This window comes from Kitasatospora sp. NPDC008050, from assembly GCF_042957465.1.
Taxonomy (GTDB): domain Bacteria; phylum Actinomycetota; class Actinomycetes; order Streptomycetales; family Streptomycetaceae; genus Kitasatospora.
The window spans coordinates 1-15,147 of sequence record NZ_JBIBIJ010000017.1; the positions used below are offsets into that span (position 1 = coordinate 1).

14 protein-coding genes are annotated in these 15,147 nt (G+C 72.0%); 6 read left to right on the forward strand and 8 right to left on the reverse strand.

Translation table 11 applies throughout. From position 1 onward, the window contains the following. Nucleotides 1–139: 139 nt before the first annotated feature. Entirely contained in the window at nucleotides 140–361 is a 222-nt protein-coding gene (locus ACFZB9_RS27565; RefSeq protein WP_391451520.1) for a hypothetical protein, read from the forward strand. Between the two features lie 796 nt (nucleotides 362–1,157). Here ACFZB9_RS27565 and ACFZB9_RS27570 read toward each other — a convergent pair. After that, nucleotides 1,158–1,586, reverse strand: a complete 429-nt coding sequence (locus tag ACFZB9_RS27570; protein WP_391451522.1) for a hypothetical protein — start codon at nucleotides 1,584–1,586, stop codon at nucleotides 1,158–1,160. Nucleotides 1,587–1,854: 268 nt separating this feature from the next. On the opposite strand from ACFZB9_RS27570, the gene ACFZB9_RS27575 reads away from it, so the two are divergent. Next, nucleotides 1,855–2,475, forward strand: coding sequence for an MBL fold metallo-hydrolase (locus tag ACFZB9_RS27575; protein ID WP_391451524.1), 621 nt, complete (start codon nucleotides 1,855–1,857; stop codon nucleotides 2,473–2,475). Between the two features lie 24 nt (nucleotides 2,476–2,499). On the opposite strand, the gene ACFZB9_RS27580 is transcribed toward ACFZB9_RS27575, so the two are convergent. From ACFZB9_RS27580 to ACFZB9_RS27600, 5 genes are all read right to left on the reverse strand, one after another. Next, nucleotides 2,500–3,426, reverse strand: a complete 927-nt coding sequence (locus ACFZB9_RS27580) for a MerR family transcriptional regulator (protein WP_391451526.1) — start codon at nucleotides 3,424–3,426, stop codon at nucleotides 2,500–2,502. A gap of 140 nt (nucleotides 3,427–3,566) precedes the next feature. Next, complete coding sequence (locus ACFZB9_RS27585; protein WP_391451528.1) at nucleotides 3,567–4,742, reverse strand: hypothetical protein; 1,176 nt, start codon at nucleotides 4,740–4,742, stop codon at nucleotides 3,567–3,569. A 200-nt stretch (nucleotides 4,743–4,942) separates the two neighbouring features. Continuing rightward, complete coding sequence (locus ACFZB9_RS27590; RefSeq protein WP_391451530.1) at nucleotides 4,943–5,323, reverse strand: YybH family protein; 381 nt, start codon at nucleotides 5,321–5,323, stop codon at nucleotides 4,943–4,945. A gap of 136 nt (nucleotides 5,324–5,459) precedes the next feature. Further along, complete coding sequence (locus ACFZB9_RS27595) at nucleotides 5,460–6,323, reverse strand: class II glutamine amidotransferase (RefSeq protein WP_391451532.1); 864 nt, start codon at nucleotides 6,321–6,323, stop codon at nucleotides 5,460–5,462. A 231-nt stretch (nucleotides 6,324–6,554) separates the two neighbouring features. Further along, a complete protein-coding gene (locus tag ACFZB9_RS27600; RefSeq protein ID WP_391451534.1) occupies nucleotides 6,555–7,859 on the reverse strand; it encodes a phosphatase PAP2 family protein in 1,305 nt (434 codons plus the stop codon). Between the two features lie 434 nt (nucleotides 7,860–8,293). Between ACFZB9_RS27600 and ACFZB9_RS27605 the strand changes: the two genes are divergently transcribed. The 3 genes from ACFZB9_RS27605 (at nucleotide 8,294) to ACFZB9_RS27615 (ending at nucleotide 10,911) form a co-directional block, all read left to right on the forward strand. Next, complete coding sequence (locus tag ACFZB9_RS27605) at nucleotides 8,294–9,106, forward strand: SDR family NAD(P)-dependent oxidoreductase (protein WP_391451535.1); 813 nt, start codon at nucleotides 8,294–8,296, stop codon at nucleotides 9,104–9,106. A 4-nt stretch (nucleotides 9,107–9,110) separates the two neighbouring features. After that, entirely contained in the window at nucleotides 9,111–10,265 is a 1,155-nt protein-coding gene (locus ACFZB9_RS27610; protein WP_391451537.1) for an S-adenosylmethionine:tRNA ribosyltransferase-isomerase, read from the forward strand. A gap of 136 nt (nucleotides 10,266–10,401) precedes the next feature. After that, the gene (locus ACFZB9_RS27615; protein ID WP_391451539.1) at nucleotides 10,402–10,911 is read left to right on the forward strand and encodes a hypothetical protein; all 510 of its coding nucleotides are present in this window, start codon (nucleotides 10,402–10,404) and stop codon (nucleotides 10,909–10,911) included. Between the two features lie 77 nt (nucleotides 10,912–10,988). Here the strand turns inward: ACFZB9_RS27615 and ACFZB9_RS27620 are convergent, their stop codons facing one another. Further along, on the reverse strand, nucleotides 10,989–12,209 hold the full coding sequence (locus ACFZB9_RS27620) for a serine hydrolase domain-containing protein (RefSeq protein WP_391451541.1): 1,221 nt from the start codon (nucleotides 12,207–12,209) through the stop codon (nucleotides 10,989–10,991). 201 nt (nucleotides 12,210–12,410) lie between these two features. On the opposite strand from ACFZB9_RS27620, the gene ACFZB9_RS27625 reads away from it, so the two are divergent. After that, nucleotides 12,411–13,649: a methyltransferase gene (locus ACFZB9_RS27625; protein WP_391451543.1), complete on the forward strand. Its 1,239-nt coding sequence runs from the start codon at nucleotides 12,411–12,413 to the stop codon at nucleotides 13,647–13,649. A 76-nt stretch (nucleotides 13,650–13,725) separates the two neighbouring features. On the opposite strand, the gene ACFZB9_RS27630 is transcribed toward ACFZB9_RS27625, so the two are convergent. After that, the gene (locus ACFZB9_RS27630; protein ID WP_391451545.1) at nucleotides 13,726–14,958 is read right to left on the reverse strand and encodes a GNAT family N-acetyltransferase; all 1,233 of its coding nucleotides are present in this window, start codon (nucleotides 14,956–14,958) and stop codon (nucleotides 13,726–13,728) included. Nucleotides 14,959–15,147: the final 189 nt, after the last annotated feature.

The window sequence follows — 15,147 nt, forward strand, 5'->3', positions numbered from 1 at the left end:
CGTTGCGATTAACGTCGCACGACGGGTTCGGGAGGAGGCCGCTGGGAAAAGGACCAAGCCCACGGGCTGGTACCTCGCCCGGCGGCCCACCTCACACTGGACACCGCCGCGTGAACCAGGCCCACACGAGGAGCCCGGCATGGGAGACCTGATCCGCCTCCCCACCCGGCCGCCCCGCGTCGAGCGCGCCATCGTCACCCACCTCGACGTCGCGCCCACCCCCGACGCAGCCGTCGGCCTTGATCTCCACCTCGGCCCGGGCGAACACCTCGCCTTCGCCCTCACCCGCCACCAGGCCGAGGACCTCCTCCACGCCCTCGCCGCCCACCTGGGCCACCGCGTCCTCGGAGTCCGCCGGTAAAAGTCGACCCGGCGGACTTTGCGAGCCACTCCAAGTGCGGGAAAGGGACGACCACCTCGGTGATCACACCAGGTACGCAGTGATCATTCCACGGGGGACAGGGGCCTCTGGGCGGGGGATAGCCGAGTTCAGGCCCGCCGTGCCACCACGTCGGTCCAGAATGCCTTCGTGGCTGAGAAGCCAGAAGGTATGGAGAAGGCGCGAGCGTTCCTGGCGTGCGTCGCGGAGGTGGCGCGGCTCCTGGGGGTCGACGTCAACGCGCCAGGGGCAACAGCCATGGGGCAGGCGCGAAGCCTGGCCGTTGGGGTGAGGCGGCCCTTGTCGAGTATCTGAGGTCGGGCAGCGAGGCCGAGCGGGCGGGCGCAGTCCGTGCCTGGTACTGGGCGCATGGTCCGCTTCGCGCCCAGCGGTCGCCGGCCTACTCCCCGGACGGAGTCCGCGACCCCGCCCTGGATGCTTCGCAGGAAACCACGAACGCCTGGCTGGAGGTGTCCATGCAGGTTTTTGCCGAGTCCACGGACCCGAAGATGCAACACCGAGTCCTGCTCGGGTTGCCTCGCTCGCGCGAGGCCTACCCGCCCCGGCTTCACCACATACTCGAAAGCACCCTCACCGTCGCACGGGCTCACCCTGACGAGCACATCCGCCGCTGGGCCACTGCCAGGACTGCGTGAAGACCTGAGAGTGCCGACAAAGCCCACGGTTCCCGGGTAAACCGCTCCTACCTGCGCAGACGCCGGATCGGGTGCACCATCCCGGAGAAGGCCGACCAGGTCCGCAACCGAAGGAAGCTCGGCTAGCAGGTCGGGCCGGAGTGGTAGCCGGACCACCAGTTGACGATCTGGTGGTTGTTCTGGTCGAACTCGATGACCAGCTCGTCGACGCAGGTGCCGGTTCCGTTGATGCGCACCGGGCCGGCGAAGGTGGTGTAGTTCCCTTCGTCGAACCCGCCGTGGACTCCGCCCTGCGTGGTGATGGAGATCTCGGTGAGTGTCTTGACCCCCGCGTACTCCGACTTCACGAAGACCGAGCAGTTGTTGGCGCCGTCCCAGTAGTCGTAGACCCAGCCCGCCGCGTGGCCGCTCATGTCGGTCACCTCGTGGGACCACACGAGGCTGCCCGCGCAGCCGTAGCTGTCGGCGGAGGCGTTCGGGGCCGCGATGACACCGCCCAGCATCGTGAGGCCGAGGACGGAGAGGCCGGATATGAACCTGCGTGCGCGCATGGCGGGGTCCTTGCGATGGAGACGGCCTGACGTGACATCAGGCAAGGGCGTCGATGATCTTAGTGATGCCGGTACGTGTTGATCAACGATCCCCAGCCCAGCCCAGCCCAGCCCAGCCCAGCCCAGCCCCGTCCCGGATCACCGGTGCCGATCAGCCCCAGCCCCTTGGAACGGACCTTTCCGGCCCTGCACGGATGGTGCCCTTGTCGGCCCGGGGCCGCGCGATATTGGCTGCGCGTCGCCCGGGGCCGGTCGGTAGGTTGGGCGGATGCGTCTGACCAAGTACGGCCATGCCTGCGTGCGCCTCGAAGCCGGCGATCGTGTCCTCGTGATCGACCCGGGCACCATGTCCGAGACGGAGTCACTCTCCGGTGCGACCGCCGTGCTCATCACCCATGAGCACGACGACCACATCGACGTCGACAAGCTGAGGGCGGCTCAGGCCGCCAACCCCGCGCTGACCGTCCACACCTACGCCTCGCTGGCCGCGGAGCTCGGCGAGGGCGCGACGGCGGTCGCACCGGGGGACACGTTCACCGCGGCGGGGTTCACGGTGCGCGCGGTCGGCGGCCGGCACGCCGAGACTATCGACGGCCTGCCGGACTGCGCCAACCTCGGCTTCCTCGTGGACGGTGTCTACCATCCCGGGGATTCGTTCTTCGTCCCCGACCAGGCGGTCGACACGCTCCTGGTCCCGGCGTCGGGTCCGTGGCACAAGCTCGGCGAAGCCATCGAGTTCGTCCGGGCGGTGAGTCCGGGTCGGGCGTTCCCCATCCACGACGCCAACCTCAGCGAGGTGGGCCAGGAGAACTTCGACGGATGGCTCGAGGAGAAGGGACGGACCGCCTACGCCCGCATCCCGTTGGGCGGATCGGTCGATCTGCCGTGATCGACGCCAACGCCGGTCTGTCCGTCAGACCCGCAGGGCCTGGATGAGCCAGGAGTACGCCGGGATCAGGCCCGGTACCACCTGCCAGCCGTTGACGATCCAGACCAGCCGCCAGTACCGGTCCACCGCGGGATCGTGCGCCTCTTCGAACCGCGCGGCCAGCCAGTCCCGGAACTCCTTGTCAGGCGTGCGGGCGAGAACCTTGCCGAAGCGCCGCACAAGGTCGTCGACGACGATGGCGGCCCGGTCGGTGAGCGGGTCGATGCCGGACTCCATGGCGTCGGCCACCTGCTGACGGGTGAAGGCCATCAGTTCCTCGCCGGCCTCGCTCTCGATGGCGGGCGGGTGCCCGGCGGTCCGGTGCAGGGTCGCTCGGCGCATCCGGACCCGGAACCCGTCGTCGCCGACCAGCGCGGCGAGTTCCACCCAGGCGGCGACCTGCTCGCTGGACGGGTCGTCGGGGAGACGGGGAGTGGCGGCACGAACCATGGCCACCGCGGCCGGGTCGGCGTCCACCGTGCCGAAGGTGCCGTCCACGAAGTCGTCGATCAGACGTCGGCGCTCCTCGTCGGACAACTGCGTGAGTCTGTGCATGAGTGTGGTCTCCTCGGGATCGGAGCCGCGTTCGGCGACGACCTGCAGAACACTCCGACGCAGTCGCAGCGTCCGGATCTGGACGTCGATGGCGTCGGTGTACGCAGCGGCGACCTCCGCGATGGAGAGCTCACGGTCCATGACCCGCTGGATCGTGGCCAGGTCGATGCCCAGCTCACGCAGTGTGCGCAGGAGTTCCAGGCGAAGCAGTGCGTCGAGGTCGTAGAGCCGGTGTCCGGCGGGACTTCGGGTGGTCGGCGCGGCCACCCCCGAATCGGAGTAGAACCGGATGGTCCGCACGGACAAGCCGGTCCGCCGGGACAGTTCCCCGATCGAGTAGAGGGTCGTCGCGTTCATGGCCCCTACTCTGCCCTCTCCACCTGGTGGAGGTTCAAGGCTCTTTCCGCAGCTGGGCGCCCACCCGCCGCGCGAGCGGCGGCGGGCCTGCGCCGCCGCACGAAACGCGGCGGCGGCGCAGGCTGCTCGACCGGACGTGCTCAGCCCTCGGCGGAGCGGCGGCGGCCGGCGCGGGTCAGGGCCGTACCGGCGCCCAGGGCGACGACGGCGCCGCCGACCAGCCACGGGAGCTCGGTGCCGCCGCCGGTGAAGGCGAGCCGGGTGTGACCGGCGACCGGGGTCGACGCGTCGTAACCGGCGCCGGCCAGGGCGGCAGAAGCCGTGGGCGCGGCGGCGGGGGCCGTGCTGGGAGCCGCGGTGGCGCCCGTGGACGGCCCGGTCTGGTTGGCCTGCAGGGTCGTCACCGCCACCGGCTTGACGCCGGCATCGATGCCGGCCGGCTTGCTCGGGTCGGCGGGGGTCGGCCGAACGGCCTGGCCGCCGCCCGCGTTGGCGTCGGCACCGCCACCGGTGCTCGGGTTCGGGTTCGGGGACGGCGTGTTCTTGGCCGCGTCCTCGGCGGCCTTGTCCTTTGCGCGGGCCTCGAACTGACCCACCTCCAGGAAGTGCTTGATGTCCTCGGCGCTGCCGTTGACCGCCGCCTCGGCCGCCGCCTTCACCGCGGGGCCACCGGCGCTGAAGATCTGGGTCACGCGCACGCGGTCGTCATTGAGGCGGGCTTCGAACTGGCCGACCTCCAGGAAGTGCTTGACCGCCTCGGGGCCGCCGTTCATCGCCTCCCGGCCCGCCTTCTGCACGCGGGGGCCGCCGACGTCGATGATCTGCGCGACGCGCACCCGGTCGTCGTCCTCGCGGGCCACGAACTGGCCCACCTCCAGGAACTGCTTGACGTCCTCGGCCGTGCCGTCGAGCGCGGCCGCGGCCGCCTCCTTCACGATGGGGCCGCCGGCAGCCATGATCTGGGTCGCGCGCACCCGGTCGTCGATGATGTGGGCGTCGAACTGGCCGACTTCCAGGAAGCGCCGCACATCCTGCGGCGTCCCGTCCAGCGCCTTCTGCGCGGCCTCCCGGACGCTCACGCCCGTGCTCGGGTCAGCGAGCATCTTCAGGACCGCGATCCGGTCCTCCTCCGCGGCCTTGTCCTGCGTGGCCTTTTCCTGCACGGAATTGGCCTGGGTGCTCTGCCCCGGGTCTGCGTCGGGCACCGAGGTGCCGGGGGCCTGGCCGGTGTCGGATGCGTTCGCGTACGACGGGAGGAGGACGGCCGGCGCTATCGCGACGGCGGCGATGACCGCCGACACACGGGCCAACTTCATCTGTTCAACCTGCTTCCTAGCTGATCTGAAAATCGTCCTCCGATGATAGGCGAGCTTTGATCTGTTCTTTACCCCGCCTTGGTTCCTTGACGGAATCCGGCGGACTGTCCGTCACCGGCCCTCGCGCCGGCTCGTTCGTGGACACTCCATAACCAGCGAAAAGCGGACATAACGAGCCGTCGGAACGCTCCGACACGGACTCAGGCGATCCCGAGCGGGTTGAGGAGGGTGAAGCGCCAACCGCCGTCGGCGTCCCGGTGGGCGATGTTGGCGGTGGTGCCGGTCGGGGAGATCCGGTCGCCGCCGGGGCCGTCGATCTCCATGGTCCAGTCGGTGACCAGGAGCGCGGTCTGCGCGCCGACGAGCGCCTGCCGCGGGACGTTCGTCAGCTTGCCGCGGGCGGCGACGGTTCCGCCGATCTCCGCCCGGAGCGCCTCGGTGCCGGTGATCTGTTCGCCGGTCACCGTGCGCATGCCCGCACCCGGAGCGAACAGGGCCAGCACACCCTCGATATCGCCGGCATTCAGGGCGTCCTGGAACAGCATCGGCAGCTTTGCGGGGTCGGTGACAACAGGGAGCACGGTGAAACGTCCTTACGTGACGAAACGTCATGAACAAGTGGGGTAAAGGCCTTTCGGCCTTGCCTCCACCATGCCCCTGTAACCGCCCTCCGGACGAGGTGCGGCCCGGACTCGGAATGATCGAAAGTGGACAGCGTCACGCACGCTGCGGCGCGAAGCGAAAGGTCTCGTCCCGGCCGTTCTCGATGATGCTGTAACTGCTCTCGTCCACCGGCCGCCACTCGTCGGGCAGGTCGGTGAGCGGCTCGGAGACCACCACGCGCGTCCGGTCGGAGACCAGGCGCAGGTTCGCGTTCTCGGGGTGCAGGGACTGGAGCGCTTCGATGCTCGTGCTGTAGAAGAGCGAAGGCGCGGGAGGCTCGCTCGCGTAGCGGAAGGCCCAGATCCGGACCCCGTCGGAGACGGCCACCGTCATCTGCACGGGGTCGGGCACGCCGTGGTGTCCGGCGGTGGCCTCGACCAGCCCGACCATCCGCTCCACCGCGCCGGGCACGTCCTTCGTCAGGCCGAAGGTGAGGGCGAGGTAGAACATGGTCTCGGTGTCGGTGGTGCCTTCGACCAGGGGGAAGAGCGCGGGGTCGATCGCGAGCACGAGGTCCCGGCGCAGCTCCGGGAACCGGTTGATCCCGCCGTTGTGCATCCACAGCCACCGGCCGTTGCGGAACGGGTGGCAGTTGGTCTCCTGGACCGCGGCGCCCGGGCTGCTCGCGCGGATGTGGGCGAAGAACAGGCCGGAGCGGACGTGGGCGGACAGGTCCCGCAGATTCCGGTCGCCCCAGGCCGGTTCGATGCCGCGGAACAGCGCCGGAGTCTCGTCGGGGTCGAGCGGCTCGTCGCTCGGGTCGGTGTACCAGCCGGTTCCGAAGCCGTCGCCGTTGGTCGTGCCGGCGTCGCCCCGCAGGCGCGAGTGCTGGCTCTGGTCGATCAGCGAGTGCTCGGGCTTGTAGAGGAGTTCTTCGAGGAGGATGGGTGTCCCGGTGTAGGCCAGCCATCGGCACATGAGTGTCACCACCTTGCCGGCGCGCAGCGCGCACGGCGTCGACGCATGCCGTCCTTCCCACGGTAGGGCGGTTCTCCCGAGGGGGCGCGTCGCTGTGGCCCTCGTCCGCGGCCGAGCCGGGCCGGCTCAAGCCCGGGCCAGGCCGGGTCAAGCCCGGGCTGGGCCGGTTCGAGCCCGAGCCGGGCCGTGGTGAGCGGGAAGCGCTCGGCCCACGACCCGACGCGGCATGACTCAGACCAGTTCGAGCTGCGGTTCCGGCAGCCGCACGGGAACGGCCTTCGGCTCCCACGACCTGGTGGTCCGGATGTAGCTGTAGATCACCGAGGCCGTCGCCAGGATGAGCAGCGGTCCGAACGCCCACCGGTGTGCGGCCAGCTCCATCGGCAGATAGCGGTAGGCCAGCAGGAACGCGACGAAGACGGTCGTGCCGTGCGCGACCAGCTGGATTCCCGACCGGTCCCAGCCGCGATCGAGCGCGCGCAGCGCCGCCTCGATCGTGAGGGCGAACACCACGCCGGCGATGATGTCCGTGCCGTAGTGGTAGCCGAATCCCAGCGTCGCGCAGAACGTGGCGAACAGCCAGAAGGCGCCCGCGTAGCGCAGAATCCTCGGGCCCTTGCGGGAGTGTACGAAGATCGTGGTGGCCCAGGCTATGTGCAGGCTGGGCATGCAGTTGCGCGGGGTGAGCTCGTCGAACGGCATTGTGTGCGGGGTGTGGATCGGCACCGGCGTGTGCGGCCACAGGTTCGCCAGCGCCCAGTGCCCGCCCTCGGAGCCGTAGGCGAAGATCGGTCCGACCACCGGGAAGAGCATGTAGATGCCCGGCCCGAGGAGGCCGATCACCAGGAAGGTGCGCACCAGGTGATGGCCCGGGAAGCGGCGCTCGATCGCCACGTTGCGCAGCTGGTACAGCGCGACCATGCCCGCGGCCACCGGAAGCTGAATGTAGACGAACTCGAGCACGTGGGTGCCGATCGGGCCGGTGGCATGGACGAGCCGGCCCACCAGCCACGACGGGCTGCCCAGCGCGTGATCGGCGGTCGCCACGTACTGGTCGAGCACCATCGGGCGGGTCTTCGCCGTGATGAGCAGCCAGATGTCACCGGTCTTGCGGCCGGCCACCAGCAGCAGACCCAGGCCGACACCCTTCAGCAGCAGGACGCGTTCCGGGCCGGTGCGGCGCGTGAGGGCGATGACCCCGTAGCCCAGGACCACCAACAGCGCGCCGTTGCCGAAGTTCATCCTGGCGTCGATCGCCCACCGCACCAGGCAGAGGACGATGTCGATGCCGATCGCGATGCCGGCCGCGATGAACCGTTCCCGCCAGGTGAGCACCACCATCATCAGTGCCATGCCGGTGTACAGCAGTGGCCCCGACTTGGGGGTGAGGACGACCTCTCTCGCCTGATTGGTGATCGGCCCCGGTACGCCGTAGTGACGCGCGACGATCTCCAGCGTGATGAGGAATCCGAGGGCCACCACGCCCGCCGCGGTCCACAGCATCGCCCGCGGCTGACGCCACGCGGCGAACGTCATTCTCCAGTTTATTCGCGAAAACACCCGCGATACTATAGATATCAATTTTGGCCGATTTGGTAGGTTTTATTTAAATAGGTCATGCTTCATGCTGGATGGCATGGTTTCCCGGCGAAGGATGGGCGATGACGGTGATGGGGCTGGCCGCCGCGATTTCTATCATGTTATCGGAGCGGCACCGGCGGGTTTCGCGCGGGCAACGAGTCGGGGTGCCCGAACTCGACGGGTGCCAACTGCCCTTGGCTTGATCACCGGCCGGATCATCGCGAACTCGCCCCGGGAGAAGGCTGGTTCGACTGCGTCCCAGCGGCCGTCGGCGAAGACGCATCAGTCCGGTGGTCCTAGGACGGCCCACGACCCTAGGACCATCGGACCACCCCCGCCCGAGCCCTGGGCCTGATCCGGGCCCGACCCGGCGGCGGGACAGTACAGACATGGACACCACCGCGCACACCGCTCTCCCGCACACCGCCACCTCCACCCCGCAGAGCACCCCGTCCCGCCCGCCGGTCGCCGTCATCACCGGCGCCTCCCGCGGGCTCGGCCTGGAACTGGCCCGCGCCCTGGCCGCCGACGGCTGGCACCTGGTGATCACCGCCCGCACCGCCGCCGACCTGGCCGCCGCCGAGGCCGAACTCGCCGCCCGCACCACCGTGGTCGCGCTGCCCGGCACCGTGGTGGACGACGACCACCGCGCCGAGCTGGCCGCGGCCGCCGACCGGCTCGGCGGGGCGAGCCTGCTGATCAACAACGCCTCCACCCTCAACGGTGCCGCCGACGAGTCCGCCCCGCCGCTGCCGCCGCTCGCCGCGATCCCGCTGCCCGACCTGCTGGAGACCTTCGAGGTCAACGCCCTGGCGCCGATCGCCCTCACCCAGCTGCTGCTGCCCCAACTGCGCGGGCGCAGCGGCGCGGTGCTCAACCTCAGCTCGGACGCGGCGGTCGCGGCCTACCCGGGCTGGGGCGGCTACGGGGCCGCCAAGGCCGCGCTCGACCACGCCTCGGCGGTGCTCGCCGAGGAGGAGCCCGAGCTGCGGGTCTGGGCCGTCGACCCCGGCGACCTGCGCACCCGGCTGCACCAGCAGGCCTGCCCCGACGCGGACTTGTCCGAACTGCCGCCGCCGAGCAGCGTGGTGCCCGCCTTCCGTACCCTCTGGCGCGACCGCCCGGCCTCCGGCCGCTGCCGTGCGGCCGACCTCGCAGCGGACCTCGCAGCGGACCTCGCGGCCGTGCCGGCGGGGGTCTGACGCGATGCCCACCGCCCGCACCGCCCGCACCGCCCCCACCGCCCCCACCGCCCTCACCGCCCGGGACCCCTTCGACTTCACCGTCCCACCCGAACTCTCCGCCTCCGCCCCCGCCGAGGCCCGCGGCCTGCGCCGCGACGCCGTGCGCCTGCTGGTCGGCCGCGGCGGTCGTGGCGGCCGCGGCGGCCGCGCGGACACCGCACCGACCGCCGAGCACCACCGCTTCACCGACCTCCCCGAGGTGCTCCGCCCCGGCGACCTGCTGGTGGTCAACAACTCGGCCACCCTGCCCGCCGCCCTGCCCGCCCTGCTCCCGGACGGCGGCCGGCTCGCGCTGCACCTCTCCTCCGCCCACCCCGACCCGCGCGGCGACCACCTGATCGAGCTGCGCCGGCCCGCCCGCGACGGCACCGGAGCGGCGCAGTACCTGCCGCCCGCCGAGAACCCCGCCCGCCCCGGCCTGCGGCTCACCCTGCCCGGCGGCGGCCGGGCCGTGCTGACCGCCGCCTACACCGCGCGGCTCTGGTACGCCCGGCTGACCCTCCCGGCGCCCCTGCCCGACTACCTGGCGGCCCACGGCAAGGCGATCCGGTACGGCTACGTCGACCGGGACTGGCCGCTCGGCGCCTACCAGACGGTCTTCGCCGCCGAACCCGGCAGCAGCGAGATGCCCAGCGCCGCCCGCCCGTTCACCGCCGAGCTGGTCAGCGCCCTGGTCGCGCGCGGCGTGCTGATCACCCCGATCACCCTGCACACCGGGGTGGCCTCGCCCGAGCTGCACGAGGCGCCCTACCCGGAGCGCTACCGGGTGCCCGCGGCCACCGCCGCGCTGGTCGCCCACGTGCGGGCCACCGGCGGCCGGGTGATCGCGGTCGGCACCACCGCCGTCCGCGCCCTGGAGTCCGCCACCACACCCGACGGCCGCACCCACCCCGCCGACGGCTGGACCGACCTGGTGATCACCCCGGAACGCGGTGTGCGCGCGGTGGACGGCCTGCTCACCGGCTGGCACGAACCGCGCGCCTCGCACCTGCTGATGCTCGAAGCCATCGCCGGCCGCCCCCTGCTCGTCCACTGCTACCGCGAGGCGCTGGCCACCGGCTACCTCTGGCACGAGTTCGGTGACGTCAACCTGCTGCTGCCGTCCGACACCGGGTGAGGCGCGACCGCCGAGCCGTTCCCCGCTGGCCAACTCCGGTACGACTAATGCCTGCTGAGGCGTGGCGGGCTGTGACCCTTCGCCGCCGTACGGTCGAATGTGGCTCGCCCGCACCCCTTCGCAAGGAGTCAGCCCGATGCCACGACCGTCCTCCCTCCTGCGCGCCCTGCGGCTCTTCGCCACCGTCCTGCCGGTCCTGCTCGCCGCGGGGCTGGCCGCGCCCGTCCCGGCCGCCGCCACCGGTCCCGCCGTCCGGCACTGCGCCACCGTGGTCAGCCCGACCCGGACCCTCGGGCAGGCCTGTTCCGACCGCTCCACCGCCGACGCGCTCAGCCGGATCGGCGCCGAGCCCGGCCAGCCGGCCGACCGGACCCTGCTGCTGGAGGAGTACAAGGACATCGACTACGGCGGCGGCATCCTCTACTCCTTCTACGGCGACGCCGGCGGCTGCGACGCGACCGGCTACCACCTGGTCAACGACATCGGCGTGGCGCTCAACGTCTCCTCGATGAAGGGGTACCACGACTGCGACGCCGTCCACCTGTGGTCCACCCTGAGCGTGGAGAAGACCATGGACCTGCCGGCGCCCCAGCTGGGCGGGAACTTCAACGACTCGGTGCGCGAACTCCAGGTCTTCCACCGCTGACGGCCTCGGCGGGCGCGCCGGGCTCGGCGCGCCCGCACCGGTCGGTCCACTCGGTCCGGTCGGTCCGCTCGGTCCGCTCAGTCCCCCAGCGCCTGATACGCCGAGGTCCAGAAGTCCTGCACCACCGGCGGCGCCACCGGCGAGGTGAACGCCCGCGTGGTCAGGATGATGCCGATCACCTGGTCCACCGGGTCGATCGCCCAGGAGGACCCGAGGCCGCCGTCCCAGCCGTACTGGTAGAGCGGGTGCCCCAGTTCGGTCTGCCGGGTGACCACCGAGACGCCGTAGCCCCAGCCGCGGGTGTCGAAGAAGCCGGGGACGAGCTCGGAGGCCGCCTTCTGCTCCGGCGTCAGCTGGTCGCTGCTCAGCAGCTCGACCGAGGCGCGCGAGAGGATCCGCTCCCCGGTGCACCGGCCGCCGTCCAGCAGCATCCGGCTGAACGCGAGGAAGTCGTCCACCGTGGAGACCAGACCGCTGCCGCCGGACGGGAAGGCCGGGGGAGTGGCCCACTGGCCGCCCGCCGCCTCGTCGTAGACGGCGCGCGCCCCGGTGGCGGGGTCGGTCCAGTAGCAGGTGGTGAACCGGTCCAACCGGTCCGGGGCGACCGAGAAGCCGGTGCTCCCCATGCCCAGCGGCCCGAACAGGCGCTCGCCGAGGAACCGCTCGAACGGCTGCCCGCTCGCGCGCGCGACCAGCACGCCGAGCACGTCCGCACCGGTGTTGTAGAGCCAGCGCTCACCGGGCTGGTGCATCAGCGGCAGCGTGCCCAGCCGGGGCAGCCACTCGTTCGGCGCGGGCACGTCGGCGGGCTGCGGCGGCCCCTGGCCGAGGTCGAGGACCGCCATCGCCTGCAGGATCGGGTGGCTGTCCGGCGGTGCCATCAGCAGGCCGGTGCCCATGGTGAAGGTGAGCAGGTCGCGCACGGTGATCGGGCGATGGGCCGGGACGGTGTCGTCGAGCGGGCCGTCGACCCGGCGCAGCACCCGGCGGTTGGCCAGCTCCGGGAGCAGCTCGTCGACCGGCTCGTCCAGCCGCAGCCGGCACTCCTCGACGAGCATCAGCGCGGCGACCGCGGTGACCGCCTTGGTCATCGAGGAGATCCGGAAGACGGTGTCCCGGGTGACCGGCGCGCCGCCGATCGTCCGTTCGCCGAGCGCCTCGACGTGCGTCTCGTCACCGCGGGCGACCAGCGCGACCAGACCGGGCACTCCGTCCGGCCCGACGTGCCGGGCCAGCACGGTGCGCAACCGGTCGAGGCGGGTCCTGACGAAGCCCTTGCTGTGGCCGGTGGGAATCATCTGGTCCTTCCCGTAGTGCTGGTGACGTGCCGTCGGCGGCACCTGCGGGGCCGACGGCGCTCCGATCCTCGCAGCCGTCCCGGACGATCCCGCGCAGGCACGCCACCGCCCCGGGCCGCCCGCTCCGCACGCCCGCCCCGCACGCCTTCCCACCGGTGCCGCGTGCCGGGCCGCGCGCCGAACGGTTAGCCTGGGCGCACAATGAACCGTTTCACCACGTCATGGGGCGACTTCCAGCTCACCCGATTCCCCGAGGACCCGCGCGAGCAGCTGCGCGCCTGGGACGCCGCCGACGAGTACCTGCTGCGCCACCTGCACGGCGACCAGCCGCAGCCGGCCCAGGGCGCCGAAGCCACCCCGGCCGAGGCCACTCCAGCCGGGGCCACCCCCGCCGCGCCGGTCGAGCTGCGCGGCACCGTGGTGGTCCTCGGCGACCGCTGGGGCGCGCTCGGCACCGTGCTGGCCGCGAGCCGGCCGGACGCCGAGCTGGTCCAGATCGGCGACTCCTACCTCGCGCAGCAGGCCACCCGCGCCAACCTGGCCAGGGCCGGCCTGGCCCCCGACGCGGTCCGCCTGCTGACCGGCACCGAGGCGCCCCCGGAGCGCATCGACGTGCTGCTGGTCCGGGTCCCGAAGAGCCTGGCCCTGCTGGAGGACCAGCTGCACCGGCTGGCCCCGGCCGTGCACCCGGGGACGGTGGTGCTCGGCACCGGCATGGTGACCGAGATCCACACCTCCACCCTCCAGCTCTTCGAGCGGATCATCGGCCCCACCCGCACCTCCCTCGCGGTGAAGAAGGCGCGGCTGATCTTCTGCACCCCGGACCCGGACCCGGCCCTGGTCCGCCCGGCGAACCCCTGGCCGCTGAGCTACGCGCTGCCCGGCGACCTCGGACCGGCCTCGGGGCGCACGGTGGTCAACCACGGCGGCATCTTCTGCGCCGAGCGCCTGGACATCGGCACCCGCTTCCTCCTCCAGCACCTGCCGGCCCGCCGCGGCCACGAACAGGTCGTCGACCTCGGCTGCGGCAACGGCATCGTGGGGACGGCGGCGGCGCTGGCCAATCCCGAGGCCGAAGTCACCTTCATCGACGAGTCGTTCGCCGCCGTCGCCTCGGCGGAGGCGACTTTCCGGGCGAACACCGCGCCCGGCGCGCCCGCCCACTTCCGGGCCGGTGACGCCCTGGCCGCCGTCCCGGCCGACTCGGTCGACCTGGTGCTCAACAACCCGCCCTTCCACTCGCACCAGGCCACCACCGACGCCACCGCCTGGCGGATGTTCACCGGCGCCCGCCGTGCCCTGCGCCCCGGCGGCGAGCTGTGGGTGGTGGGCAACCGGCACCTCGGCTACCACGTCAAGCTCCGCCGGCTCTTCGGCAATTGCCAGACGGTGGCGGGCAACCCGAAGTTCGTGATCCTGCGCGCGGTCAAGCGGTCCTGAACAACCTGCCGAAGCGGCAGCCTTTCCCCATCGGCACGCTGGTCTGCCTCGCGGTCGTCGGTCCGCGTGCGCGGGGTCAGAACCAGTGCAGGCAGTGCGGGGCGCGCTCGGCGCGGAAGAGGGCGTCGGCCAGGGCGGCCGCGCCGGGGCGGTGGGCCCGGATGTGTCCGGCACGCACGAGCGTGCTCGGGGCGGTGCCGCCGAGGTAGACCGAGCCCAGGTCGCTCACGTCCAGGGACAGGTCCGGCTCCCGGTCCGTCGGGACGCAGTCGGCCTTGCCGTCCCGGACGGTCAGCAGGTAGCGGCCGTGCTCGCCGAGGAACGGGTCGTCGACGTCGAGCACGAGCTCGCCGTCCAGGAACCAGCCGCGCGCGGTCAGCGCACGGGGGATGTCCAGCAGCCGCACCCAGAGCCAGTCGGTGTCGCCGCCCAGCTGGGCGGCGCTGAAGTCCGCCAGCTGCCAGCGCAGCGGGTGGTCGGGCGGGACGTGCTTGAACACGACCTGGGTGACCAGGTCGTGGCCGAGCACGAACCGGGCCAGGGCGGTGGTGGCATCGTCGCTGGTGGCGATGGTCTCGTCGACCGTCAAGGTGCCGGCCTCGTCGAGCGAGTAGCTGGCGTACCCGTCCGGGACGCCGTCGGCGTCGCGGTGGACGGCGACGTAGCGCGGCGCCGCGGAGATCGGGGGCTGCCCCGCGCCCGAGGCCCACCAGCGGTGCGGCCGGGACAGCGCGCCGGGCTGGGCGCGGCGGTACCGGTCGTAGACCTCCTCCAGTATCTCGCCGCACTCGGCGCGTCGCAGCAGCTCGACCGAGCCGGTCGCCGGGGCGTCGGCCGCCGCACCGCTCGTCGGGCGCGCCCGGGGGAGGGCGAAGGCCGCCTTGTGGCGCGGCACCGTCAGCCGCCGCGTGCAGGTCGCCGGTCCGTAGCCGAACCTGCGGTAGATCAGGGCCTCGGAGGCCAGCAGGACGGAGAGGATCTCGCCCCGGGCCCGCAGCTCGGTGAGCTGATGCCGCATCATCGCGCTGAGCACGCCTTGGCGCCGGTGCGTGGGAATGACGCCGACGGCGGTCACCCCGGGGGCGGGGACGAGCACCTCACCGGGCAGGGTGAGCTCGAACGAGTACGCGCCGGCGGTCCCGACGGGCCGCCCGTCCGGCGTCAGGGCGAGCAGGTTGCGGTCCATCTCCAACGCCGACCACCAGACCCCGGCGCCCTCGCCCGGGGTTTCCGGGAAGCGCCCGAACGCGGCATGGAGTGTGTCGACGAAGACATCGAGGTCCTCGTCGGTCGTCGAACGGATCTCCATCGCTGCCGCTTCCTCCCCTGGCCACCGGCACCCCGACTCGTGGTGCCCGCCACAGTGCAGCCGTTGACGTGCCGCCGGGTCAAGCGGATTACCTCGTCGTCGGTGCGCGCCCCCGGGCACGCCTGATCCACGCCTCCGGCTTTCGGCAGAGCGGTACCTCATCCCCAGGTCGCATGAGGACACGCACCA